The 23,680-nt window shown below is 61.0% G+C and carries 23 protein-coding genes and 1 tRNA gene; 11 read left to right on the plus strand and 13 right to left on the minus strand.

What is annotated here, in order from left to right:
* Positions 1-69 precede the first annotated feature (69 nt).
* The 13 genes from OCA5_RS16660 to OCA5_RS16720 form a co-directional block, all read right to left on the minus strand.
* On the minus strand, positions 70-702 hold the full coding sequence (locus OCA5_RS16660; protein WP_012561799.1) for a response regulator: 633 nt from the start codon (positions 700-702) through the stop codon (positions 70-72).
* Positions 699-1,775: a PAS domain-containing sensor histidine kinase gene (locus OCA5_RS16665; RefSeq protein WP_012561798.1), complete on the minus strand. Its 1,077-nt coding sequence runs from the start codon at positions 1,773-1,775 to the stop codon at positions 699-701. The genes OCA5_RS16660 and OCA5_RS16665 overlap by 4 nt, the downstream gene beginning before the upstream one ends.
* A 168-nt stretch (positions 1,776-1,943) precedes the next feature.
* Positions 1,944-2,855 (minus strand): class I SAM-dependent methyltransferase, encoded by a 912-nt coding sequence (locus tag OCA5_RS16670; protein ID WP_012561797.1) that lies wholly within the window; start codon positions 2,853-2,855, stop codon positions 1,944-1,946.
* A 232-nt stretch (positions 2,856-3,087) separates the two neighbouring features.
* A complete protein-coding gene (locus OCA5_RS16675) occupies positions 3,088-4,023 on the minus strand; it encodes an NAD-dependent epimerase/dehydratase family protein (RefSeq protein ID WP_012561796.1) in 936 nt (311 codons plus the stop codon).
* Positions 4,020-4,586: a dTDP-4-dehydrorhamnose 3,5-epimerase gene (gene rfbC / locus OCA5_RS16680; RefSeq protein WP_012561795.1), complete on the minus strand. Its 567-nt coding sequence runs from the start codon at positions 4,584-4,586 to the stop codon at positions 4,020-4,022. Before rfbC ends, OCA5_RS16675 begins: the two co-directional genes overlap by 4 nt.
* A 16-nt stretch (positions 4,587-4,602) precedes the next feature.
* Complete coding sequence (locus OCA5_RS16685) at positions 4,603-5,649, minus strand: NAD-dependent epimerase/dehydratase family protein (RefSeq protein ID WP_012561794.1); 1,047 nt, start codon at positions 5,647-5,649, stop codon at positions 4,603-4,605.
* 7 nt (positions 5,650-5,656) lie between these two features.
* Positions 5,657-6,427, minus strand: coding sequence for a glucose-1-phosphate cytidylyltransferase (gene rfbF, locus OCA5_RS16690; RefSeq protein WP_013913409.1), 771 nt, complete (start codon positions 6,425-6,427; stop codon positions 5,657-5,659).
* 173 nt (positions 6,428-6,600) lie between these two features.
* Entirely contained in the window at positions 6,601-7,620 is a 1,020-nt protein-coding gene (locus OCA5_RS16695; protein WP_013913410.1) for a rhamnan synthesis F family protein, read from the minus strand.
* Between the two features lie 505 nt (positions 7,621-8,125).
* Positions 8,126-8,215, minus strand: a tRNA-Ser gene (locus tag OCA5_RS16700).
* A 112-nt stretch (positions 8,216-8,327) separates the two neighbouring features.
* A complete protein-coding gene (locus OCA5_RS16705) occupies positions 8,328-9,800 on the minus strand; it encodes an alpha,alpha-trehalose-phosphate synthase (UDP-forming) (RefSeq protein ID WP_012561789.1) in 1,473 nt (490 codons plus the stop codon).
* Between the two features lie 192 nt (positions 9,801-9,992).
* On the minus strand, positions 9,993-10,790 hold the full coding sequence (otsB, locus tag OCA5_RS16710; protein ID WP_012561788.1) for a trehalose-phosphatase: 798 nt from the start codon (positions 10,788-10,790) through the stop codon (positions 9,993-9,995).
* Between the two features lie 3 nt (positions 10,791-10,793).
* Positions 10,794-12,257, minus strand: coding sequence for an MFS transporter (locus tag OCA5_RS16715; RefSeq protein WP_013913411.1), 1,464 nt, complete (start codon positions 12,255-12,257; stop codon positions 10,794-10,796).
* 45 nt (positions 12,258-12,302) lie between these two features.
* Positions 12,303-13,451 carry an ROK family protein gene (locus tag OCA5_RS16720; RefSeq protein WP_012561786.1) on the minus strand — a complete coding sequence of 383 codons (1,149 nt, stop codon included), beginning with the start codon at positions 13,449-13,451 and terminating at the stop codon, positions 12,303-12,305.
* Positions 13,452-13,770: 319 nt separating this feature from the next.
* Between OCA5_RS16720 and rplU the strand changes: the two genes are divergently transcribed.
* The 11 genes from rplU to OCA5_RS16775 all read left to right on the plus strand — a co-directional run bounded on the left by rplU (position 13,771) and on the right by OCA5_RS16775 (position 23,636).
* Positions 13,771-14,265: a 50S ribosomal protein L21 gene (gene rplU / locus OCA5_RS16725; RefSeq protein ID WP_012561785.1), complete on the plus strand. Its 495-nt coding sequence runs from the start codon at positions 13,771-13,773 to the stop codon at positions 14,263-14,265.
* Between the two features lie 61 nt (positions 14,266-14,326).
* Positions 14,327-14,596 carry a 50S ribosomal protein L27 gene (rpmA, locus tag OCA5_RS16730; protein WP_012561784.1) on the plus strand — a complete coding sequence of 90 codons (270 nt, stop codon included), beginning with the start codon at positions 14,327-14,329 and terminating at the stop codon, positions 14,594-14,596.
* A 137-nt stretch (positions 14,597-14,733) separates the two neighbouring features.
* The gene (locus tag OCA5_RS16735) at positions 14,734-15,321 is read left to right on the plus strand and encodes a GNAT family N-acetyltransferase (protein ID WP_012561783.1); all 588 of its coding nucleotides are present in this window, start codon (positions 14,734-14,736) and stop codon (positions 15,319-15,321) included.
* 64 nt (positions 15,322-15,385) lie between these two features.
* Entirely contained in the window at positions 15,386-16,456 is a 1,071-nt protein-coding gene (obgE, locus tag OCA5_RS16740; protein WP_012561782.1) for a GTPase ObgE, read from the plus strand.
* Positions 16,457-16,491: 35 nt separating this feature from the next.
* Positions 16,492-17,685 carry a glutamate 5-kinase gene (gene proB, locus OCA5_RS16745; protein ID WP_012561781.1) on the plus strand — a complete coding sequence of 398 codons (1,194 nt, stop codon included), beginning with the start codon at positions 16,492-16,494 and terminating at the stop codon, positions 17,683-17,685.
* A gap of 131 nt (positions 17,686-17,816) precedes the next feature.
* Positions 17,817-19,103 carry a glutamate-5-semialdehyde dehydrogenase gene (locus tag OCA5_RS16750; RefSeq protein WP_012561780.1) on the plus strand — a complete coding sequence of 429 codons (1,287 nt, stop codon included), beginning with the start codon at positions 17,817-17,819 and terminating at the stop codon, positions 19,101-19,103.
* Positions 19,104-19,108: 5 nt separating this feature from the next.
* Entirely contained in the window at positions 19,109-19,723 is a 615-nt protein-coding gene (locus OCA5_RS16755) for a nicotinate-nucleotide adenylyltransferase (protein WP_013913412.1), read from the plus strand.
* Positions 19,724-19,863: 140 nt separating this feature from the next.
* On the plus strand, positions 19,864-20,259 hold the full coding sequence (gene rsfS, locus OCA5_RS16760) for a ribosome silencing factor (protein ID WP_012561778.1): 396 nt from the start codon (positions 19,864-19,866) through the stop codon (positions 20,257-20,259).
* Between the two features lie 202 nt (positions 20,260-20,461).
* Entirely contained in the window at positions 20,462-20,944 is a 483-nt protein-coding gene (rlmH, locus tag OCA5_RS16765; RefSeq protein WP_012561777.1) for a 23S rRNA (pseudouridine(1915)-N(3))-methyltransferase RlmH, read from the plus strand.
* Between the two features lie 14 nt (positions 20,945-20,958).
* Positions 20,959-22,293, plus strand: coding sequence for a murein hydrolase activator EnvC family protein (locus OCA5_RS16770; RefSeq protein ID WP_012561776.1), 1,335 nt, complete (start codon positions 20,959-20,961; stop codon positions 22,291-22,293).
* Positions 22,290-23,636, plus strand: a complete 1,347-nt coding sequence (locus tag OCA5_RS16775; RefSeq protein ID WP_012561775.1) for a S41 family peptidase — start codon at positions 22,290-22,292, stop codon at positions 23,634-23,636. Before OCA5_RS16770 ends, OCA5_RS16775 begins: the two co-directional genes overlap by 4 nt.
* Positions 23,637-23,680 lie beyond the last annotated feature (44 nt).

Consider the following 23,680-nt stretch of genomic DNA (forward strand, 5'->3'; position numbering starts at 1 on the left):
AGGATTTTTCCGAGATGGAATTTTGGCCTTGCCGGAACCCGGCGGCGCTCTGCCAAGACATAGGAGCGCTCAACCCAGATCGTGCCGCAGCGCGTAACGAACGAGATCTGCTGTGGTTTCGGCATCCATCTTGGCGAGAAGATTGGTCTTGTGGGTGCTCACCGTCTTGATGCTGAGGTCGAGATCGCGGGCGATGCGCGAAATCTTGTGGCCCGCGACCAGCATGTCGAACACCTCACGCTCGCGGCGCGTCAGGCGCGTGTGAGGCAGCTCGGTGGGCGAGGTACGCATCTCACGCAAGATCGCCTCCTGCGAGGCGGCAGCGCTGACGAAAAGCTCGCCCTGCGAGACTTTTCGGATCGCCGCGATGAGCTGATCGGAGGCGCTGTTCTTGGTGACATAGCCATCGGCGCCCGCCTTCAGCGCTTCGACGACGTATTGATGCTCCTCATGCATGCTGAGCACGATAATGCGATGCGCGCCCGCAATCTCTCTAGCAGCCCGCACCAGCGTGATGCCGCTGATCCCGGGCATGGAGAGATCGAGCAGGACGATATCGCAGGGGGCCTCACGCAGGCGGACGAGAAGGTCATCGCCATTGGTGGCTTCGCCAACCAGCGTGAAATCGTTCGCCTCGGCAAGAATCTGCCTCAACCCTTCGCGAAAGATAGTGTGGTCGTCAGCGATAATAATACGGGTCACGGGAGAACCTCCTGCGCCGCAGGCCGCTGCTTGAGCGGCAGGCTGGCGCGCACGCGCGTGCCGCCGCCGGGCGCGCTTTCCACCGCCACCGAACCCCCCAGCATGTTGGCTCGCTCGTGCATGCCGAGAAGGCCATGATGCAAGCGGGGCGACGCCGCCGTGGGCGGCAGACCACAGCCATCATCGACGATTTCGATGTGAAGTTCATCCTCTGCGTGGCACGCGGTGATCGTGACATGCCGCGCCCCGCTGTGGCGCACGATGTTCGTCAGCGCCTCCTGCACGATACGAAAGGCCGCGGTGCTGACCTCCGGACCATACGTCAGATCCTCACGATCGAACGACAGATTGATATTGAGGTTGCTCTGCCCGGCGACAGTGTCGGTCAGCCAGTGCACGGCGGAGACGAGGCCGAGTTCATCCAGCATCAACGGCCGCAGATCCGAGGCGATGCGCTGAAGGTCGGTGACGGAGCGATCCGCGAGACCAACAAGCCGCTCGACACGCGGCTTCAACGCGCCGTTGTCAGCCGAGAGGCGTTCGCGCAGCCAGACAAGATCCATCTTCATCGCGGTCAGCGTCTGCCCCAACTCGTCATGCAATTCGCGGGCGATATGCGCGCGCTCCTCCTCACGCACCGTCTGCAGATAATGCGACAGCGCGCGGAGCTGCGTGCGAGAGGCGACAAGCTCGTCTTCGGCCGCCTTGCGCTCGGAGATGTCGCGCGAGATGCCGACCGTGCCGATGATGTGGCCGCTCTCGTCGCGGATCGGAGATTTGATCGTCTCGAACCAGCGCGGCTCGCCGTCCGGCCCGCGGCGTGATTCCTCATAACGCCGCCGCCGTCCGCTTTTCAGCACGGCACGATCGGTCCGCAGATAGACCTCGGCGATTTCCGGCGGCCAGATTTCACTCGGCATCTTGCCGAGCACATCCTTCTCGGACAGGCCGAGCACCCGCAGATACGCCGTATTGACCGCAAGGTAACGGCAATCGCGATCCTTCAGCCACGCCATATCGGGGATGTTGTCGAGAAGCGCCCGCTGCTGTTGCTGAGTATCAAGGCTCTTCATGGAACCACTATGGGATGCACTGCCGGCCGACCATGATGATCCGTTAGGGGGCACATGACCAGAGACCGTTGCAGCAGACAATGTGCAAACCGGCGGCGTCGCACCGGCACGCCCGGTTGATCCGGGCTCACCGGCGCGGGATTTGTCCCGGCTCAATGGTCGGCAGCTCTATTGAGCAGCGACAGTCCGGAGCAGATTGAGGCGGGTCTCTTCAAAGCCCGCCGAAACGACCGGATCACTTGCACGAAGATGAGCGTAGAACTCGTTTCCGTTCGGTCCGCGCACGGAATCCACCACGAACGGCAACAACCCCAACTTTTGCAGATCGAGGCAAATCAGTTTGAAGCTTTCGGGAGTGAAGAACCAGCAATGAGCATCAATATATTCATGATCACGCCGCTCATTGAGGTCGCGCCACAAATCAAATCCCGGCGCGAGTTCGTCTTCAATCGCAAAAATTTGCCCCGCATCGGTGTCGATATTGAAACTGGAATATGTCTTGCCGCTCGACTTCCGCTGCTCAGCCCGAGCATAGGTCCTGAGAAACACCTGCTTTGCGGTCGGTTTTGATCGCTTTTCAAAATAAGCTTCAAGCCAATCCGGCAATGTCGAAACGGGAAGGAAATAATCGAAGCAACAGCGATGGTCAGGAACTGCGAGCGAGAGAAACCCGCCATCCTTCAGGATCGCACGGCACCCCATGATAAACCGGATCGGGTCCGGGATATGCTCCAGGTTATGTGACGACACGACATAATCGAATTTCTTGTCGCCAAACTTCTCCTGAACAAGCCGGGCGATATCCTGCGCCGGGCCGACAAGGTCGACCTCCTCGATACGGGCAACATGATCCCGCACGGCCGGATCGCTCGCACCCATTTCCCTCAGATGCTCAGTATCGAAAACATCTATGTTAAAGCTGCGGAAGCCCTCGGCCTTTGGCACGAGCGGATTGAAATACGGACCGATCTCGATGCCCTCGAGATCCTTGGTGATGTGGCGCAACAACTCCGCTTTTCTATCAATGCCAGCCGGCTTCGATCGCTTCTTAAGACGCCGAAAGGGCTTCAACAGATTCATGCATGCCTCACGTTGCAAACTTTGAACTGGTTTAAGCTGGGTAGCCAGCCGGGCCAGCGGAAAACGGTCCAGCGCCGCCCGGCAGAGTTCTGTATCCCTGCAACGGTGTCAATGTCTGAGGCTTTCCAAATCCCTCGGACGAAGTTGATGACGGGTTCGCCGCGCAACTTCGCCCCGCCGCCATCCGATATGTCGCACTTCCGCGAAACGTGAGGGAGCGCCTCAGGATATCTCAGCCAATGAAGCTCTTGCTATATGCATCCCAGGCGGCGACCTCATCCCATCCCTCAGCGTAACGGATGGCCGGATCGGTGTTCACGCGAATCATCGGTTCCGGAAACTCAGTCTGAGTGAGGAGTTTGACCTTGCACTCAAAACCGACACGGCGGCTGATCTCGCGTGCCATGCGCTCGACAAATGCGCCTTGCGCCTCGATATATCCGCTGGGATTCAACTTGCACTGTGAGGCGGTCGATACTGCAACCTCGCCGACAAAACGCGCGTAGCACGCAGCCAGCAGGTCGACATGAATGTTGTCGCGGATATAGGCCGGGGTCTTGATCTCGGCTGTCTTACCCTCGCGCCATGTGCGTGCGAGGTAAGCCCCGAGGCGCGGCTGTTCGAACGGACCGAACGGATGCGGAATCACGAACTTTCCATAGCGAACGCCAAACTCGCGGCAACGATGCTGGACAACTTGCGCGGTCAAACCCTTTGACAGGCCATAGGCGGAAAAAGCGGACAACGGCGGGCTGCCTGCTCCCTCATCCTGCTCAAAAAAGCTCCCGGTCAGTACGACGCTTTTCAAGCCACGCGGCCCCATGAGCTTGAGGACGTCACGCAGACTTCGGGTGTTCTCCGCCAGCGCCTTTGCCACATCAAAATCAGCGCTTCGATAATCCCGCACCTCGGCATGATGAAAGCAGAGGATATCGAAATCCTGACTACCGACCAGATCAAGGAATCGAGACGTCCCGAAGCCGCAGTCAGCGATCAGATCGACTGACTTCGCCTTTTGCAGCCGCTTGATGTGTTCATAGCGCTCGCCGCCGTCCTCACCGTCAAGAGAGCCACGCAATGGCGCCACGACGAGATGTCCGGCCTTGGCAAGGGCTTCTGCAAACCAGTAACCCGTAAACGAACTTGCCCCGGTCAGGAGGATCTTCATGCCAGATTCCGCATCCGCTCGGTGCCGTGAAAATCAGCATTGAAGTCGGGCCAATTGCGGTCTTTGTCGGAGACTTCCAGCGGATCGACCGGCCACGCGATTGAAAACGCGGGATCGTTATAGCGCACACCACGCTCGTTTTCCGGCGAATAGAAAGCACTGACGAGATACATCGCCTCCGCGTCATCCGTCAGCGTCAGGAACGCATGGGCGAACCCGCGCGGCACGTACATCATCGTGCGATTGTCGGCGGTGAGCTCTGCCCCAAACCACTTACGGAAAGTCGGCGAGTCAGGCCGCAAATCAACGATCACATCGTATAGCGCGCCGCGCACGCAACGGACGACCTTCACCTCGGCCGCTGGCGGCAACTGATAATGCAATCCGCGCAGCGTGCCCCGCTTGGCCGTCAGAGAATTATTGACCTGCACAAAACGCGTCTCAAGCCCGGCGTCTGCGAACTCGCGCTCACAGAACATTCGCGCGAAGAAGCCGCGATCGTCCCCACGCTTTTCCAGCTCAATCGTGCATGCGCCCCGAAGCGGGCTCGGATTAAATTTCATAGAGACCTCTTAAGGCTTAGCCGACCCAGCGCAGGTTCTCATCGATCCGCCCTTCACGTATGTGACGGTCGAGCACCCGCAGACGAATCTGATCGGAGTTGCGGAAGTCCGCATTGGCAAAATTGATCGCACGCAGACCATCCCGCAAATCGCGCACGCTGTCCTGCAGCGACTTGGTCGGCTGATGCTGCGGCGCGAGCTGCCGGAACAAACCAAAATCGACCTGATACGATCGTTTATCGGGTGGCGCATCCTTGTTGATGGAATAGGACGAGCCCGGCATTTCTTCAACCACGGCGGCGGCGAGGTCCTTGACCTGATAATTCCACTGCGCGGAGCCGACATTTACCGTGAGGAACGATCCACCATTCCCCGCGTCGCGGGTCACACCCCACTCGATCGCACGCGCCATATCATGCACGTCGATCAAAGGCCGCCACGGCGTGCCGTCACTCAAGACGGTGATCACGCCGGTCGACAATGCGCACGCCACAAAGTCATTGAGAACAAGATCAAGCCGGACTCTGTCGGACATCCCGCAGGCAGTGGCGAAGCGCAGGCACGTCACGGTCATCTTCCCGAGATCGGTCTTCGACAACGCCTTCTCGGTATCGATCTTGGAGCGCGCGTAGGCTGTGAGCGGGTTGAGCGGATCGGTCTCCTTGCGAGCGCCGCCTTCCGCGAAACCGTAAACGCTGCAGCTGGACGCATATACGAAATGACTGACGCCCGCAGCAGCCGCCTTCTGCGCGATCTCGACACTGGACTGAAAGTTGATTTCCTTGGTGGGGTTCTCAAATCGAGAGCCCATCGGATCATTCGATACCGCGGCAAGCATCACCACCGCATCGACGCCCTGGAGAAGATCGCTGGGCAGGTCACGGACATCGCCGAAAACCTGCGCATTCAAGTTGCGCTCCGGCACGACACATGCGGTCGTCAGGCAATGGCCGAACCAACCGCTATCATAACCAATGAGTTCGGCTTGCGGAAAACGGGCGCGCAGATGTGCGATGAGCACCGGCCCGACATAACCCATATTCCCTACAACAACAATCTTCATCTATCTCTCACCAGATATGCCAAGGCGCCTTGCCCGAACTCCATAGCGCCTCAAGCTGGCGCTTATCACGCAGCGTATCCATCGGCTGCCAGAAGCCATGATGAAAATAAACCGAAAGCTGATTGTCGTGCGCGAGCCGCTGAAGCGGCTCCTGCTCCCATACCGTCGCATCGCCTTCGATATAATCGCCGACCTTCGGTGACAGCACGAAGAAGCCGCCATTGATCCAGCCGCCGTCTCCGACAGGCTTCTCCTGAAAACCGGTGACGCGACTTCCTTCTGTGCGCAACGCACCGAACCGGCCAGGCGGCTGAGTTGCCGTCACTGTGGCCAACCGGCCCTCGCGTTTGTGCAACTCGATGGTCGCGGGAATATTCACGTCTCCCACGCCATCGCCATAGGTGAGGCAAAACGCTTCGTCGTCCTTGACGTAAGGCAGAATGCGCTTGATGCGGCCGCCGATCATCGTATCGACGCCGGTATCAACGAGAGTGATGCGCCACGGCTCGGCTTTACTCTTGTGCACCTCCAGACTGTCGGCTGCCATATCAATGGTCACGTCGGACTGGTGCAGAAAGTAATTCCGGAAATATTCCTTGATAACGTAGCCCTTGTAGCCCAGGCAAACGACAAACTCGTTGATGCCATAGGCGCTGTAGATTTTCATGATGTGCCAGATGATCGGATACCCGCCGACCTCGATCATAGGCTTGGGGCGAACGTCAGTTTCTTCGGAGATGCGTGTACCGAGACCGCCTGCAAGTAGTACTGCCTTCATGATACAGCGCGCCACACCCTTAGAAGTAAGACAACCGAGATTAATTCAGGGCCAACTGAGTCTGCCAGAACAAAATTGCAAGCAGACCGGCAGCTACCGAACCGATTCCTGCGGCTACCTTAGTATACATTCTCGTTTGAACTGAAACCGTCAGTTTGCTGCTTGATGGATAATCAGGGCACACGACTGATTTTCTGCGTCATCATGTGCCGCTCGATGAGTTCGGGCGAAATCACGCCTGCCTCTAAGACGACATCACGCCAAGCCTCGAGTCCAACGATCCGATCCGGATTCAATTTTAATAAATCGACTTTTATGAACGGGAAACCCAACAATTCAATCAGGTCGCGCCAGAAGTAATGCGTGGGATTTATTCTCAGCGACCACAAGACAGTGAGACATGACGCTTCATCAAGCTGAGGACGAGCCTGCCTAATGAAAGGGACGATATTGAGAGTGGCTGCCTCGCGCCTCGCCTGATCTTGAGAGACAAGCTTTCGAAGCTCGTGGAGCTTACATAAGCATTCGAGCCGAAGACTGCTGCGGAGCGCCGCCTGACTCAACCCGATCTCACCGCGCCGAATGACCCAGTCGCGGCTATTCCGCAGCCACATCCGGCCAAAAAAATCTTTTAGAAATTCGATTGCTACAGGTCCTTTAAAGACCAGAAAATAGCTTTGCAGATGGTACGCGCGATCCCAGCTCTCAGTCAGGCCAATCAAATCGGCACGAGATGATGCAATTCTATCAAAAACCGTTTTGAGAGGACAGACTGGCCCCACGACTGAATCGTTAGTCAGCACCACTTCATTGCAATGGGGAAAGTGTTCTTGCAAAATGGGGAAGCTGTCTTTCCAAGCGCCAAAATCTCTCCCGAAAGAACGTCGCCTAATAATAAGCGAACAACTCTCTTTCAGCTTACGATAATCGACATCGTTCAGCTTGGGGCACATCGTCACGAATACGACGCTATAGCCCATTTCGCGATATTCATGGACGAGGCGCTGCACCGTCTCGGTGACACAGCCAAGAGGATTATAGTGAGCGTAGATAAGAATGCGGCTGCTGGTCCTGTCGTATTTCGACCCAACCTCGACATTCTTGACACGAGTCCCACGTACGCCGAGCGACTCTATAGCAGCATTCAGGTTCGCGAAGGCTCTGCGAATCTTGAAAGACGTCAACAGTCTCATGAACTACGTCCACCCCTTATCGGACAAAGGCGAGAATCTGCCGGCCATCGTTGATGGGCAGATGGCGACCATCGGTTGTCAGAATCTTTAAGTACACGAGGAAGTTTGTCTTTCTGTGGGCACATCAGCGTGTACTTACGAATAGCCCCCGAGAAAGGGGCTATTCCTGCTTAGATTCAATGTATGCACAGTTGGTGAGTCGGATCGAGCTTCCGATCACATCAATCTACTCTGCGAAACTGACGGACTGTCTATCAGGGTTTGAGCGTAGGGGACTTGCCCGCTCTCGCCGATCGAACGATCGTATTCGGAGGTCAGCCTCGGCGAACTGCTCGCGGCATCTATCGGAAATACCGCGCGAATGATCGGGAATATTTTGTGATGCTATCGGCAACATCGTGAGACGCCGCTGGTAAAGCACCAGACGAACGCACTTCGTTGCAGAGGCCGGTGCTGCCGCCAGACTCAGCCAAGTGCTAATATCTTGAAATCATGCCTGGATTTCTGGCGGAGAGAGCGGGATTCGAACCCGCGATACGGTTGCCCGTATACACACTTTCCAGGCGTGCGCCTTCAACCACTCGGCCACCTCTCCGTGGCGCCTGTCATGACGGCGTCGGCCGGATTTTGCAAGCGGGCCCGGGTCTCCCGGCTAACTTTTTTGACGAATAGCGAGATTTGTCAGGGCGTTGGGGTGGAAAGAGGCCTCAATGCAGCGCCGTGCTGGTGGCCTGCCACTGATACACCGCACCAGGCGACGGAGATTCGGCGTCCGCCCGCGGTTCTTCCGATGCGGCACGACCCATCTCGTGCGCGCTTTCCAGCGCCGAGATGAAGGATTCAAACCAGTTCTGGATATTGCCCGCCTGGAGCTTCGTCATCATCGCTTCCCAGCGCAACCGCCGCTCCGGCAGCGGCATCGCGAACGCCATACCGAGGGCACGTGCCATGCTGTCGATATCGTGTGGATTGACGATCAGCGCCGTCGTCAACTCATTCGCAGCGCCAGCAAATTTCGACAGTACCAGCACGCCCGGATCGACCGGGTTCTGTGCCGCGACATATTCCTTGGCGACGAGATTCATGCCGTCATAAAGCGGTGTCACCACGCCGACCTGCGCCGAGCGATAGAATCCCGCAAGCGTAGTCTGGCTGAAGCCCTTGTTGAGGTAGCGGATCGGCGTCCAGTCCACTTCGCCGTGGCGGCCGTTGACGTCGCTGACGAGTTGGGCGAGTTCGCATTGCAGATTGCCGTAGGCTTCGATCGCGCCACGCGAGGGATTGGCGATCTGCAATAACGAGACGGTGCGCTTCAGCGAAGGCTGAATCTCGAACAAGCGGTCGAATGCGCGAATGCGGTTCAGCAGTCCCTTGGAATAATCCAGCCTGTCGACGCCAATCGCGAGCCGCTCGCCATGCAGGCTCTTGCGAAGACGTGAGACGTCAGGATGAGACGCCGCACGCATCGCCTGCGCGGCAAAGCCATCGACATTGATGCCGATCGGAAAAGCGGCAAGCCGCGTCAACCCGAAGCGCGAATGGACGATGCCGTTCTTGACCGGCAGACCAAGCTCCAGCGTGAGGTAGCCTGCGAAATTTCCGCAATCCTCCTCGGTCTGGAATCCGATCAGATCATAGGCCAGCATCGATTCGATCAACGCACGATGATGAGGAACGCTCGCCATCACGCTGTGCGGCGCCCAGGGCGTGTGCAGAAAAAACCCGATCGGATGCTCCACACCGAGTTCGCGCAACTGTCCGCCGAGCGCAAGGAAGTGATAGTCCTGCACCCAGAACATCGTGTCCGGCTTGGAGAAGCGCATCAAGGCGCGCGCGACGAACGAATTCACCTCGCGATAGGATTCGTAATCATCCTGAGAGACGCGAATGAGATCCGGGCGCGAGTGCAGCGCCGGCCACAACGCGGAATTGGCGAAGCCTTCGTAATAGCCGCCGTAATGCGCAGCCGGCAAATCGAGCAAGGCCAGCGCGCCCTTCCCCAGCGATTCAATTCGCGCAAACGGCTCAGATTGCGAACCGTCGCGTACGCGATTGCTGGAACCCACCCACACTGCGCCGGAATTTTCCACCACCGGCAACAATGCGGCTGCAAGACCGCCTGTCATCGGCTCGTTGGGCTTTGCCCGAGCCACACGGTTGGAAACAACGACCAAGGTCACAGGGAGTACTCCGCTTGATGCGCAGATAAACGTCTGTTCATCAATATGGTTCCTAAGTGCTGCCTTGCGAAATTTACGGCGGCTCTGCGGCAGAGTCGCGGGAACTTCGGAACACGATTGAGAGTGCGAAGAATTTTCCAGCGTTTCAACCTTGACTTGCCAAAATTTTTTCGACCGAGAATCTTTCCAAACTCAAATCGTCATCGAACTGTCAACGAGACTCGCCAGCCACTGCCTCACATCGGTCGGACCTGAGAAGTAACCATCGACGCCGTGCGCATGACGCCCGACAGAAAATGAAACGCCTTTCAGATCCGGGATGATGGCGAAAACACTTTCATCGGTGACATCATCGCCAATAAAAATCGGGCGACGCACATTGAACGGCTCGTGCTTGAGAAGTTCCTTCACACCGGTCGCCTTGCTGATGCCGGCATTCTTGATCTCACAGACGGCTTTGCCCGGCAGCACATCGATCGGCGCTTCCGGCAGATCGGCGCGAATGGCAGAGACGGCGTCATAGATCGCACGCTCGAAGTTCGGCGCCTTGCGATAATGCAGCGCGATCGAATAGCCCTTGTCCTCGACGATGATGCGTGGATCGAGGCTCGCAATGGCGACAAAACGCTTCTTCAAATCCTTGTCCATCGGCGGCGCACGCACCGCATCGGCCTCACTGTCGACCGACAGCCGCATCTCCGCGCCATGCCCGCCAACGGCCGGCAACAGCATCGGCCGGAAGATATGATCGATATCAGCGAGCGAGCGGCCACTGACCAGCGCAAGCGCGCCATCGGTCCGCATGTGCAGTTCGCTCAACACCTCCGGAAGCTCGGGCGGCACCACCACTTCGCTCGGCGTCGGCGCGAGATCGAGCAGTGTGCCGTCAATGTCGAGCAGAAACGCGCAGTCTTCGAGCAACGGGGAGAAAACCGGATGATCCGATTCCGGATAGGAAGGCAGCAACGCAATATCCTCAGTCTTGATCATCATTCACTCCGCAACCGCCAAGGGGCGCGCGACGCTTTCGAGCGGCTTGCGCTCCGCATCGATGCCGAATTGCCACGCGATGACCGCTGCAACGATCATCAGCAATGAGCCGAAAACATAGCCTGCAAACACACTGATGCGCGAGCCGGTATCGATCAGCGCGCCGAGCAGCACGGGGCCCACCACACCGCCGATGGCAGTTCCAATCGCATAGAACAGCGCAATCGCAAGTGCCCGCACCTCAAGCGGGAACGTCTCGCTCACCGTCAGGTAGGCGGCACTCGCCGCCGCCGAGGCAAAGAAGAACACGACCATCCAGAGCAGCGTCTGCGTGGTGGCGCTGAGTACGCCAATCGCAAACAGATAACCCGAGATGACGAGCAGAACACCGGACATCGAATAGGTAAAGGCGATCATCCGCCGCCGCCCGATGGTATCGAACAGCCGCCCGAGCAGGAGAGGCCCGAGAAAGTTCCCCAGCGAGAACGGCAGGATGTACCAGCCGACGTGATCCGGCCTGACCTGGAAGAAATCCGTGAGCACCAGCGCGAAGGTAAAGAAGATCGCGTTGTAGAAAAAAGCCTGCGCCGACATCAGCGCGAGCCCCACCAGCGCACGCGGGCGATAGGTAACGAACAATGTGCGCGCGACTTCGCGAAGCGGCGTGTGGCTCCGCATCCGCAACCGGATCGATCGCAATTCACCCTCCCGCTCCGGCGCATGACGTGCATGGCGTTCGATGTCGCGGACGATCCGCTCAGCTTCGTCCGGGCGGCCATGCACCATCAGCCAGCGCGGGCTCTCCGGAATCCAGAACCGCATCACAAACACGATGAGACCAAGGACCGCGCCGATCAGGAAAGCGAGCCGCCAGCCAATCTCCGGATCGAGCACGGCGGGATCGAGCAGTACGATCGCACCCGCCGCGCCAAGCGCCGCACCGATCCAGAAGCTGCCGTTCACGATGAGATCGGTCCAGCCGCGATAGCGCGCCGGCACGAGTTCCTGAATCGTCGAATTGATCGCGGTGTATTCGCCGCCGATGCCGGCGCCGGTGAGAAAGCGGAACGTCGCATAGCTGGCGAGGTCCCATGACAGCGCCGTCGCAGCCGTAGCGAGCAGATAGAGCGTCAGCGTGATAAAGAACAATTTGCGCCGGCCGATCCGGTCGGTGAGCCAGCCGAAGCCGAGCGCCCCCAGCACCGCGCCTGCAAGATAGGCACTGCTCGCAAACCCGATATCGAGATTGCTGAATTGCAGCGTGCCGGATTGCTTCAAGGCGCCGGCGAGCGAACCCGCAAGCGTCACCTCAAGGCCATCGAGAATCCAGGTGATGCCGAGTGCGGCGATGACGCGGGTATGAAACGGACTCCACAACAGTGCATCGAGCCGCGCGGGAATGGTCGTCACCACCACCGCGCCGCCCGGCAACGCCTGCGCCGGCGAAGAGACCCTAGAGCTCTGCACCGCCGACCTTACCCTGCCCTCTCGCCCTTTCCGCTCGAAGCACGCTCACGCCTTGCCTTTCTCCTTGTCCTTTTTCTTGTCGCCATTTTTCTTGTCACCGTTCTTCTTCTCGCCGTTCTTCTTGTCGGTGCTCTTTTTCTCATTCGCGCGCATGGTGAAGCGCGCGTTGCCAAGACCGGTGCCGATGGTGAGGATGCCCCAGCGTTTGTAATCCTGCATGAAGGGGATTTCGCTCAGGCCCTGCACCACGCCATCATTGTGCATCAGCACGACAGTGTCGTGATCGCCGATCATCGGAATCTCTTCCGCCAGAATCTCCGGCAGGTTGAAGCGGCTGCTTTCCCAATTGCCGGGCAAATTCTGCGCGCCCTTCTCGATCGACCCATCGGCATCGATCACGCCGGGACAGGATACACCGATGAACGGCGCAAGCCGCAACCCTTCCGTGTCGGCGCGCGCGATCAGATCTTTCAGCATCTTGATGAGCTTCTTGATCGCGCTCTCGCGCGTCGGCTCGTCCTCGGCGTGACGCCACAGATCGAACGCCCAGACCCGCGCCTTGGACAGATCCGGCGCCTTCTTCTGCAGCGTCTCGACCACGCCGCAGCGGATGTTGCTGCCACCGATATCGACCGCGAGCAGACTGTCGAAGCCCTCAAAGATCCATGACGGGGCAAGATGCGCGCAACCGATCAGCCCCGCCTCGTCCGGGTCGAACCGGATCGGCACCATCTGCACCTTGAGGCCTTCGGCCTTGAGGATGATGTCGGTGCGCGCAATGGCGAGTTCGCCGAGCCGGCTCTGCCGGAAACCGCCGCCGACCACGATCGCCTCGGTCTTGTCCCAGGCCTTGCTCTTGAGGAAGCGGCCGGTGACGAAGGCAAGCTCCTGCGCGAACTCCTCGATGGCACTATGCACCACCGCCGCGGCCTCGATATCGTCACCGACCAGAATCTCGTCGAGCTTCTTCTTGCCGAGTTCGTCGGACGTCTTGCCACCGAACGGGTCGTCACCGCTCTTCTTTAATGGCTTGCGCCAGGCCTCGAGGATATCCTGGAACGCGCCCTTGCTGGCGCGGTCGCCGAGAAAACCGTCCTCGTCCTTGAGTTCGATATTGTAGCTGTCGACCTCGACCGACGGCAGCCGTGCCGCGCCGTGGTTTCCAATGCCGACCGCGCGGTTGTCCTCCGCCATGGAATGCTCGCCCCTCGCCGTTTGGGTGTTCGCAGGACAACGGCGATGGAACCCGATGGTTGCATCGCGAGAGCGCCAAAAATCCCGGAATCGGCTGATTTTCCTTCGATTTTGGCCGATTTTAGCGGCTCTTTACCTTGACTCGCGATCTTCCGCCGCTATAAGTCACCCACCCGGCGCGGAGGATTTCGCGCCGTTTGTTTTTGCCTGCGTAGGGCCTTGGCCGCGCCTGCATCGACAAACCAAACCTGTAGCGACTGAATAAGAAGCCGGCCCGGATGCGTCCGAGAGCCGGGATCGAACACGAAGGATGAGAACGATGTTCGCAGTCATCAAAACGGGCGGCCGGCAGTTCCGGGTCGTCCCGAATGATGTGCTTGAGATTGGCAAGATCACCGGCGATGTCGGCACGATCGTGCAGTTGGGTGAAGTCATGGCGGTGGGCGGCGATACGCCCGTGCTCGGCTTCCCCTTCATTGAAGGCGCTTCCGTCGCCGCCGAGATTTTGGACCACAAGCGTGGCCCCAAGGTCATCGCGTTCAAGAAGCGCCGCCGCAAGAATTCGAAGCGCAAGCGGGGCTACCGCGACGAGATCACGGTGATCCGCGTCACCGAGATCCTGACCGACGACAAGGCGCCGACGATCGGCCCGCGCGCGAAGAAGGAAAAGAAGGTCGAGGCCGCGCCTGCTGACGGCGAGGCACCGGCGAAGAAGGCTCCGGCCAAAAAGGCAGCCGCCAAGAAAGCGGCTCCGAAGGCCGCGGCCAAGAAGGCGCCCGCTAAAAAAGCGGCCCCGAAGGCCAAGAGCGAATAAAAGTGAGATGATTCCGTTACGGAATCGGGTTAGACACTGAGACGAATTCTGGAGACGAGCCATGGCTCACAAAAAGGCAGGCGGTTCCTCGCGCAACGGACGTGATTCGGCCGGCAAGCGTCTTGGCATCAAGGCGTTCGGCGGTCAGATCGTGATTCCGGGTAACATTATTGCGCGCCAGCGCGGCACCACTTGGCATCCGGGTCTCAATGTCGGCATGGGCACCGACCACACCCTCTTCGCCAAGGCTGAAGGCCGCGTCGAATTCCGCGCCAAAACCGGCGGCCGCACTTTCGTATCGGTCATCCCGGTAGCGGAAGCGGCTGAATAGACGGCAGAAAATTCTCTTCTGCCGGTCCTCGTTGATCCGGCAGAGAGCGCCTGAAGGCTCTTCAAGGGGAGACGGGAAACCGGCCTCCCCTTTAACTTTTCTGGCCGCCGGGGGACGGCCTGCAAAAGGAGCGAGCCATGCTACAGGAACACCCGATCCAGCCCTTGCAGGAACTGAGAACCGTCGTCCTCGAGACGGCGCGACTGGTTCTGCGCCAGCCGGCCCTCGCGGACGTAAAAGCCATTGCGCGCATCGTCGCCGATAAGCGCGTGGCCATGAACCTGCGTCGCGTGCCGCATCCCTATACGCTGGAGGATGCCGCGCAGTTCGTCTCAACCGCCGCTGCCGCCAACGGCATGACGTTTCTGATCGAGCATAAGGGTGAGGCCATCGGGCTTGCGAGCCTGACCTGGGATGAAAAGAACTCCCCCGAGCTCGGCTATTGTTTTGACGTGAAGCACTGGGGCAAGGGCTTCGGCACCGAAGCCGCCCGCGCGCTGATCGATTTCGCGTTCGAGGAATTCGCCATCGACGAAATCCGGTCCGGGGCACGCGTGGTCAATCCGGCCTCCCGCCACGTTCTGGAGAAGTGCGGCTTCCAGTGGACCGGGGTGGAATTACATCGCTTCCTCGCGCTCGGCTCCTCCACGCCGGTCGACCGCTTCCGCCTCAAGCGCGCGGTGTGGGCCTCGCTGCGGGACTGGTCCTCCGCGAGGCGATATTAACGAGACCATGCGAGGGGCACGGCCGACTGTTGTCGGGCGTGCCCGTTCGCGTTACGGGTAAGCCATGAAATTCCTCGACGAAGCCAAGGTCTATATCCGCTCTGGCGACGGAGGAAACGGCTGCGTCGCGTTCCGCCGCGAGAAGTTCATCGAGTATGGCGGGCCGAACGGCGGCAATGGCGGCCGTGGCGGCGACGTCATCATCGAGACGGTCGACGGCCTAAACACCCTGATCGATTACCGCTACCAGCAGCACTTCAAGGCGCAGAAGGGCGGCCACGGCATGGGCTCCGACCGCCATGGCGCGGGCGGCGATGACATCGTCCTGAAAGTGCCGGTCGGCACGCAGGTATTCGACGAGGATCGCGAGACCCTGCTTCACGATTTCACCAGGCTCGGCGAGCGCTTCGTCATTGCCAAGGGCGGCAATGGCGGTTTCGGCAACGCCCATTTCAAGAGCTCGACCAATCGCGCGCCGCGCCACGCCAATCCCGGCCAGCCCGGCGAGGAGCGCTGGATCTGGCTCCGCATGAAGCTGATTGCCGATGCCGGCCTCGTCGGATTGCCGAACGCCGGCAAATCGACCTTCCTCTCCGTCGTCAGCGCCGCAAAGCCGAAGATCGCCGACTATCCTTTCACCACGCTGCATCCGCAACTCGGCGTCGTGCGCAGCGACGGCCGCGAATTCGTGCTCGCAGACATTCCGGGGCTGATCGAAGGTGCGCATGAAGGCACCGGCCTTGGCGACCGCTTTCTCGGCCATGTCGAGCGTTGCCGCGTGCTGCTGCATCTTGTCGATGCAACCTGCGAGCATGCGGGCAAGGCTTACAAGATCGTGCGCAATGAGCTGGCCGCCTACGAGCACGACTTGACCGACAAGGTCGAGATCGTCGCGCTGAACAAGATCGACGCCGTGACGCCCGAGCAACTCAAAGAGCAGAAGGCGCGGTTGAAGCGCGCGGCGAAGCAGACACCGATGCTTGTCTCCGGCGTCACCGGCGAAGGCGTGCCGGAGGTGTTGCGCGCGCTGACTGACGTCATCAGCGAAGCGCCGGTCTCGACCAAGGCAAAGGGCGAGCCGACAGAGAACGAGACGCCGCCACCATCGACGGGCTGGTCGCCGCTGTCGAACTGAACCTGTTTTCTGTCACCGATAAAAAGCTTTTCTCCATGTCGCATTCTGATCTCCGGCTGACCGATTTCCGCCGCATCGTCATCAAGGTCGGCTCGTCGCTCCTGATCGACTCCGCCGCGGGCAAGGTGAAAAGCGCCTGGCTCGCCGCGCTGGCCGACGACATCGCGGCGCTGCATCGCGCCGGCAAGGATGTGCTGGTCGTCTCTTCCGGTTCGATCGCGCTCGGCCGCTCGCGACTGAAACTGCCGTCCGGCACGCTGAAGCTCGAGGAAAGCCAGGCGGCCGCCGCCGTCGGCCAGATCGCGCTGGCACGGATCTGGGCAAAAGTGCTCGACCATCACGGCATCGGCGCCGGACAGATTTTGGTCACATTACGTGACACCGAGGAACGCCGCCGTTATCTCAATGCCCGCTCGACCATCTCGAAGCTTCTGGAATGGCGCGCGGTGCCGGTCATCAACGAGAACGACACCGTCGCGACCAGCGAAATCCGCTATGGCGACAACGACCGTCTCGCCGCGCGCGTCGCCACCATGACGAGCTCCGATCTGCTGATCCTGCTCTCCGACATCGACGGGCTCTACACCGCCCCGCCCGGCATCAATCCGAATGCGAAGCTGATCCCCGTGGTGGAATCGGTGACGGCGGATATCGAGGCAATGGCGGGCGCGGCCGGGTCCGAATTATCGCGCGGCGGCATGCGGACCAAGATCGAAGCGGCGAAGATCGCAACCTCCGCAGGCACGCATATGCTGATCGCCTCCGGCAAGATCGATCATCCGTTGCAGGCCATCATCGACGGCGGCCCCTGCACATGGTTCCTCACACCGGCGAATCCGGTAACCGCGCGCAAGCGCTGGATCGCGGGCTCGCTGGAGCCGAAAGGTGTTCTGGTGATCGATGCCGGCGCGGTGAAGGCGCTGGACGCCGGGCGCAGCCTCCTGGCCGCAGGCGTCACGCGTATCGAGGGAACGTTTGCTCGCGGCGATGCCGTGGTGGTGCGCGGTCCGGACGGCCACGAAATCGGCCGCGGGCTTGTCGCCTACAGCGCCGACAATGCCGAGCGCATCAAGGGAAAATCCTCGGCGGCGGCATCCAAGATTTTGGGCCTTACCGGCCGCCCGGAAATGATCCACCGCGACGACCTCGTGGTGTCGCACCATCACGACAATGGCCACAATAACGGTAGCCATGGCGTCTCCACGCCGGCTCCGGAGCCAAGCGCCTGATCGAGCACCACACTCGGCCAATGGCCGAGCGGGCTGCCTGCTCCCCGCCTGCCTGTTTCTATGCTACGGCATGAAATCCGGCGCGCGCCACCCTACATAGACGCTCAAGAAACCGCTCAAGACAGACGCTCATGAACGCCCCGCTGAAAGCCGACGACACCGATCTTGCCGCTCTGATGGCTGACCTCGCCACCAAGGCGCGCGCGGCTGCACGCGTGCTTGCGCTGGCCCCGGCCGAGCAGAAGAACACAGGCCTTGCCGCGATGGCGGCGGCCTTGCGTGCGTCCGCGCCCAAACTTCTTGCGGCCAACGCCGAGGACGTCGCTGAGGCCCGCGCCTCCGGCGCAACGCCCGCGTTCGTCGATCGTCTTGCACTCAACGATGCACGCATCGAGACGATGGCGGCGGGACTTGATGTCGTGCGCGGCCTCGACGATCCGGTCGGCAAGGTGACTGAGCGATGGACTCGCCCGAACGGAATGACCATCGAGCGCGTGCGTGTACCGCTCGGGGTTGCCGCGGTAATTTTCGAGAGCCGTCCGAACGTGCTGGCGGATGCCGGCGCGCTGTGCCTGAAATCCGGCAACGCCGTGATCCTGCGCGGCGGCTCGGACAGCTTCCGGTCCTGTCAGGCGATCCATGCCTGTCTGACGCAGGGCTTGCGCGAAGCCGGTCTGCCGGAAGCCGCAATCTCGCTGGTGCCGACGCGCGATCGCGCCGCCGTCGGTCTTTTGCTCTCCGGCCTCGACGGCCGGATCGACGTCATCGTGCCGCGCGGCGGCAAGAGCCTCGTCGCGCGCGTCGAAGCCGAGGCGCGCGTGCCGGTGTTCGCGCATCTCGACGGCAACAACCATGTGTTCGTCGACAAGGCCGCTTCGCTCGACATGGCCAAGACCATTGTGCTCAACGCCAAGATGCGTCGCCCCGGCATTTGCGGCGCGGCCGAGACGCTGCTTGTCGACAAGGCTGCGGCGCCCGCGCAGCTCAAGCCTCTCGTCGGCATGCTGATCGACGCCGGCTGCGAAGTGCGCGGCGATACCGACGTGCAAAAGGCCGATGCGCGCGTGACGCCCGTGACCGAGGACGACTGGGCGACCGAATTCGAAGCGCCGATCATCGCCGCGAAAGTCGTCGGCGGTCTCGACGAAGCGATCGCGCATATCGAGCGTTACGGCTCGCATCATACCGACGCCATCGTCACCGACGATGCAACGGCGGCGACGCGCTTCCTCAACGAGGTCGATTCCGCAATCGTGCTGCACAACGCCTCGACACAATTCGCCGACGGCGGCGAGTTCGGCTTCGGCGCAGAAATTGGAATCGCCACCGGCAAGTTTCATGCTCGCGGCCCGGTCGGCGTCGAGCAACTGACGTCGTTCAAATATCGCGTCCACGGCACGGGGCAGACGCGCCCGTGACCTCTTTGCCGGAGCTGCGCGAGGCGATCCCGCTCCATACAGAGGGTATGCGCATCGGCCTGTTGGGTGGCTCGTTCAATCCGCCGCATCAGGCGCATCGCGACATTTCGTTGTTCGCGATGAAGCGGCTCGGGCTCGACCGGGTGTGGTGGCTGGTGACGCCGGGCAATCCATTGAAGAGCGACGCGCCGCACAGCCTCGAAAAACGCATGGAGGCCGCGCGCGACCTTGCCCGCCATCCGCGGATCGACGTGAGCTGTCTCGAATCCGTCATCGGCACGCGATATACGGTCGACACCATTGCGTTTCTGAAGCGGCGCTGTGCTGCCGTGCGTTTTGTCTGGATCATGGGAGCCGACAATCTCGCGCAATTCCATCGCTGGAAGGGTTGGCGCACCATTGCCGCCGACGTCCCGATCGCCGTGATCGACCGGCCGCCTGAAAACCTCGGCGCATTATGCTCACCGGCTGCACAAGCCCTGGCACAACACCGCATCGCGGAACGCGACGCCCCGCGCCTGCTTGCCATGACGCCGCCGGCCTGGGTGTTCCTGACCGGTATGAAGTCGCCGTTGTCGTCGACCGCGAGGCGGAACCCGGACGGGAGCTGGAAGACGTGACACAAACAGCACAACTTATAAGCCGCGTCAGGCTGGACGATTGAAAGCCGCGATATCACATGCGTAAAATACAACCTGCGGGCAGCGTGGATTCGATGCCCGCAATACAGTGAAAGGAGTGGTCCCTGACCGCATCTGCATTGTCTCGGGCGGAAGCCAAGCTTTCCCCCATCGCTGTCCCGAAGGCGCGCCCTGACGCCGACGAGACGCTGAGCCTGATCCTCTCTCGCCTCGATGATATGAAGGCCGAGGAGACGATCACCATCGACCTTCGCGGCAAATCCCCTCTCACCGACTACATGGTCATCACCACCGGACGGGTGAACCGCCATGTCGGCGCGATCGCGGAGGATGTCGTCAAGGGCCTGAAAGAAAGTGGCGTTACAGCCCCGCATGTCGAAGGGCTGCCCAATTGCGATTGGGTGCTCATCGATTCCGGCGACGTCATCGTCCACGTCTTCCGGCCCGAGGTGCGCGAGTTCTACAATCTCGAAAAGATGTGGACCTCGGAGAAACCGGCGAAGAAGGCGCGCTGACCGGCCCACGGCGCGCGAACTGACCCCATCACGCGCGGCCTGCGGGCCGCCACAGGGATTTTGACGGCCGCGGACAAGACATAAGGCAAGCGCAACGGTCTTGAGATGGTCTTGACCCGGCTTGCCATTTCGCCGGACAAACGACGCTCCCCCGAAAGGACAGACCCGACAAACGCGCGGGCTCGTCCGCGTACAGGATACGATGCGGATCATCGTCATTGCCGTCGGCCGCCTCAAGCAGGGCCCGGAGCGCGAGCTTGCCGAGCGCTATCGCGAGCGTTTCGAGAGTCTCGGCCGCAAGCTCGGTTTTCGCGGCCTCGATATCGTCGAGCTGCCGGAGAGCCGTCATGCCGATGCGACCGGGCGGATCGCGGAGGAAGCCAACGCCATCGCCGCGCATATTCCCGAGCATGCCGCCGTCGTGGCGCTCAGCGAGCGCGGCGACAATCTCGACAGCGCCACACTGGCCCGCCATCTTGGGCGCTGGCGCGACGATTCGGTCCCCTGTGCGGTGTTCCTGATCGGCGGCGCTGACGGCCTCTCCGCTGAGTTGAGCCGCGTGGCGAAAATCCGCCTCGCGTTCGGCAAGGCGACCTGGCCGCATCAGATCGTGCGTATCCTGCTGCTGGAGCAGATTTATCGGGCCGGTACGATTCTCGCCGGCCACCCCTATCACCGGGCCTGAGCGGAGACCTCAATTTGATTTTCGCCGTGCGCCATCCGTCTCTTCGCTCCCGGCTTTGCCGCGGCGGAGCGGTTGCGCTCGTGCTCTCGCTCACGGCATCGGGTGTACTCGCACAAACCGCATCACCGTCACCGCCCGATCAGGCGGCCATCGACCAGCGCAACAAAGAGCTCGAGGCGTTGCGCGCGAAGCAGAAAGAAGCGGCCGAGGCCGAGCAGCGCCTCAAGGCCGAGATCGCGACCCTCGGTCAGGACCGCACCAAGCTCAACCAGCAACTGATCGACACCGCCGCCCGCATCCGCACCATCGAGACCAACATCAGCGACAGCGAGGGCCGCATCCGCCCGCTCGATGCACGCGAGGCCGAGATTCGCCTGTCACTGGAGACGCGGCGTGACCGGATCGGGGAAGTGCTCGCGGCCTTGCAGCGCGCCGGCCGTCGCGCACCGCCAGCACTTCTGGTGACGCCGGAGGACTCGCTGCAATCGCTGCACACCGCGATGCTGCTCGGCGCCACGGTCCCGGAAATGCGCGCCCGTGCGCTACAGCTTGCGAGCGATCTCGGCGAGCTCATTCAGGTGCGCAAAAACATATCGGAGGAACGTGACCGCCTCAAAGGCGAGCGCGATCGGTTGACCACCGACAGCACACGCCTCGCCGCGCTGGTCGAGGAGCGGCAGAAGCAGCAGTCCGAGATCGAGCGCAACATGGCGGCGGAAGCCCGGCGCGCCGCGAACCTCGCCAAGGAGGCGGGTAGCCTGCAGGACCTCATTGCCAAAATGGAACAGGACCTGCAGAGCGCCGCCAAGGCGGCGGCCGCTGCGGAATTGAAAGGAACTCCTCCCTCCGTCAACGGAAAGCCAAATTTGCGCGGCATGCAGGACACCGCGCGCCTCAGCCCGGCGATCGCCTTTGCCACCGCAAAGGGATTGTTACCTCTCCCGGTCAACGGCACGAAGATCCGAAGCTATGGCGGGCCGGACGGTAATGGCGGGCAGGAAAAGGGCATTTCAATCGCAACGCGCCCCGGTGGACAGGTCACAACCCCGTGTGACGGGTGGGTGGTCTATGCCGGGCCGTTCCGCAGCTATGGACAACTCTTGATCCTCAATGCGGGCGGCGGGTATCATGTCCTGCTCGCCGGAATGGACCGTATTTCGGTCAATATTGGCCAGTTTGTACTGACGGGGGAGCCGGTGGCGACGATGGGATCACAGTCTCAGGTCGCCTCCATTCTGGCAGCGCCATCGAGCCAGCCCGTGCTGTATATTGAGTTCCGGAAAGACGGGACTCCGATCGACCCAGGTCCGTGGTGGACTGCAAAGGAAGGCGAAAAGGTTCGCGGATGATGCGCAAGACTTCTCTCATTCTTCTCAGCGCCGCCGCCGGCGCCGCCGCGACCCTCCTGTTGACCCAGCCGCGCGCGTCGCTGATGGGCACCACAGCCCGCGCGGCCGCCGCCGACACCTATCGCCAGCTCAATCTGTTCGGCGATGTATTCGACCGCGTCCGCAGCGACTACGTCGAGAAGCCCGACGACAAGAAGCTGATCGAGAGCGCCATCAGCGGCATGCTGACCGGCCTCGACCCGCATTCGAGCTATATGGATTCAAAGAGCTTCAAGGATATGCAGGTGCAGACCCGCGGTGAGTTCGGCGGGCTCGGCATCGAGGTGACGATGGAAGACGGCCTCATCAAGGTGGTCTCACCGATCGACGACACACCTGCCTCGCGGGCCGGCATCCTTGCCAACGACATCATCACCAATCTCGACGACGAAGCGGTGCAGGGCCTCACCCTGAACCAGGCCGTCGACAAGATGCGCGGCCCGGTCAACACCAAGATCAAGCTCAAGATTGTCCGCAAGGGTCAGGATAAGCCGATCGAGGTGACGCTGACACGCGACAACATCCGCGTCCGTGCGGTGCGTGCCAAGGTGCAGGAAGGCGATATCGCCTATATCCGCATTACCTCGTTCAACGAGCAGACCACCGAAGGGCTGAAGAAGGAGATGACCAATCTCCAGCAGCAGATCGGCGGCAACGACAAGGTCAAGGGCTACATCCTCGACCTGCGCAACAACCCCGGCGGCTTGCTGGAAGAAGCGGTCTCTGTGTCGGACGCCTTCCTCGATCGCGGCGAGATCGTCTCGACCCGCGGCCGCAATGCCGAGGAAACCCAGCGCCGCACCGCCAAGCCCGGCGACCTTGCCAAGGGCAAGCCGGTTGTCGTGCTGATCAACGGTGGTTCGGCGTCCGCGTCGGAGATCGTCGCCGGCGCACTGCAGGATCAGAAGCGTTCGACCACGATCGGCACGCGCTCGTTCGGCAAGGGCTCGGTGCAGACCATCATTCCGCTCGGTTCGAACAACGGCGCGCTGCGCCTCACCACCGCGCGCTACTTCACGCCGTCTGGCAAGTCGATCCAGGCCAAGGGCATCAGCCCGGACATCGAAGTGCTGCAGGATATTCCGGACGAGCTGAAGGCCAAGACCGACACCAAGGGCGAGGCTTCGCTGCGCGGCCACCTCAAGGCGGACGGGCAGGAGGAAACAGGCTCGCAGTCTTATGTCCCGCCGGATGAGAAGAACGACAAGGCGCTGCACACCGCCATCGATCTTCTGCACGGCATCAAGCATAACGCTGCCAATACGACGACCCCGCCTCCGTCGGGCGGCAAAACGGCGAACTAACTCTTCGCTTCACGATTAATAAGAAGGCGGCCCCAGCGGCCGCC

Source organism: Afipia carboxidovorans OM5 (genome assembly GCF_000218565.1).
In the GTDB taxonomy this organism is placed as follows: domain Bacteria; phylum Pseudomonadota; class Alphaproteobacteria; order Rhizobiales; family Xanthobacteraceae; genus Afipia; species Afipia carboxidovorans.

Bases quoted from the DNA above. Each gene is read 5' to 3' on its own strand.
- rlmH (WP_012561777.1), top strand. From the start codon at position 20,462: ATGCGGATCATCGTCATTGCCGTCGGCCGCCTCAAGCAGGGCCCGGAG.
- proB (WP_012561781.1), top strand. From the start codon at position 16,492: ATGTCGCATTCTGATCTCCGGCTGACCGATTTCCGCCGCATCGTCATC.
- OCA5_RS16720 (WP_012561786.1), bottom strand. From the start codon at position 13,451: ATGGCGGAGGACAACCGCGCGGTCGGCATTGGAAACCACGGCGCGGCA.
- rpmA (WP_012561784.1), top strand. From the start codon at position 14,327: ATGGCTCACAAAAAGGCAGGCGGTTCCTCGCGCAACGGACGTGATTCG.
- otsB (WP_012561788.1), bottom strand. From the start codon at position 10,790: ATGATCAAGACTGAGGATATTGCGTTGCTGCCTTCCTATCCGGAATCG.
- OCA5_RS16685 (WP_012561794.1), bottom strand. From the start codon at position 5,649: ATGAAGATTGTTGTTGTAGGGAATATGGGTTATGTCGGGCCGGTGCTC.
- OCA5_RS16695 (WP_013913410.1), bottom strand. From the start codon at position 7,620: ATGAGACTGTTGACGTCTTTCAAGATTCGCAGAGCCTTCGCGAACCTG.
- OCA5_RS16775 (WP_012561775.1), top strand. From the start codon at position 22,290: ATGATGCGCAAGACTTCTCTCATTCTTCTCAGCGCCGCCGCCGGCGCC.
- rfbC (WP_012561795.1), bottom strand. From the start codon at position 4,586: ATGAAATTTAATCCGAGCCCGCTTCGGGGCGCATGCACGATTGAGCTG.
- OCA5_RS16665 (WP_012561798.1), bottom strand. From the start codon at position 1,775: ATGAAGAGCCTTGATACTCAGCAACAGCAGCGGGCGCTTCTCGACAAC.
- OCA5_RS16670 (WP_012561797.1), bottom strand. From the start codon at position 2,855: ATGAATCTGTTGAAGCCCTTTCGGCGTCTTAAGAAGCGATCGAAGCCG.
- rplU (WP_012561785.1), top strand. From the start codon at position 13,771: ATGTTCGCAGTCATCAAAACGGGCGGCCGGCAGTTCCGGGTCGTCCCG.
- OCA5_RS16750 (WP_012561780.1), top strand. From the start codon at position 17,817: ATGAACGCCCCGCTGAAAGCCGACGACACCGATCTTGCCGCTCTGATG.
- OCA5_RS16675 (WP_012561796.1), bottom strand. From the start codon at position 4,023: ATGAAGATCCTCCTGACCGGGGCAAGTTCGTTTACGGGTTACTGGTTT.
- OCA5_RS16735 (WP_012561783.1), top strand. From the start codon at position 14,734: ATGCTACAGGAACACCCGATCCAGCCCTTGCAGGAACTGAGAACCGTC.
- rfbF (WP_013913409.1), bottom strand. From the start codon at position 6,427: ATGAAGGCAGTACTACTTGCAGGCGGTCTCGGTACACGCATCTCCGAA.
- obgE (WP_012561782.1), top strand. From the start codon at position 15,386: ATGAAATTCCTCGACGAAGCCAAGGTCTATATCCGCTCTGGCGACGGA.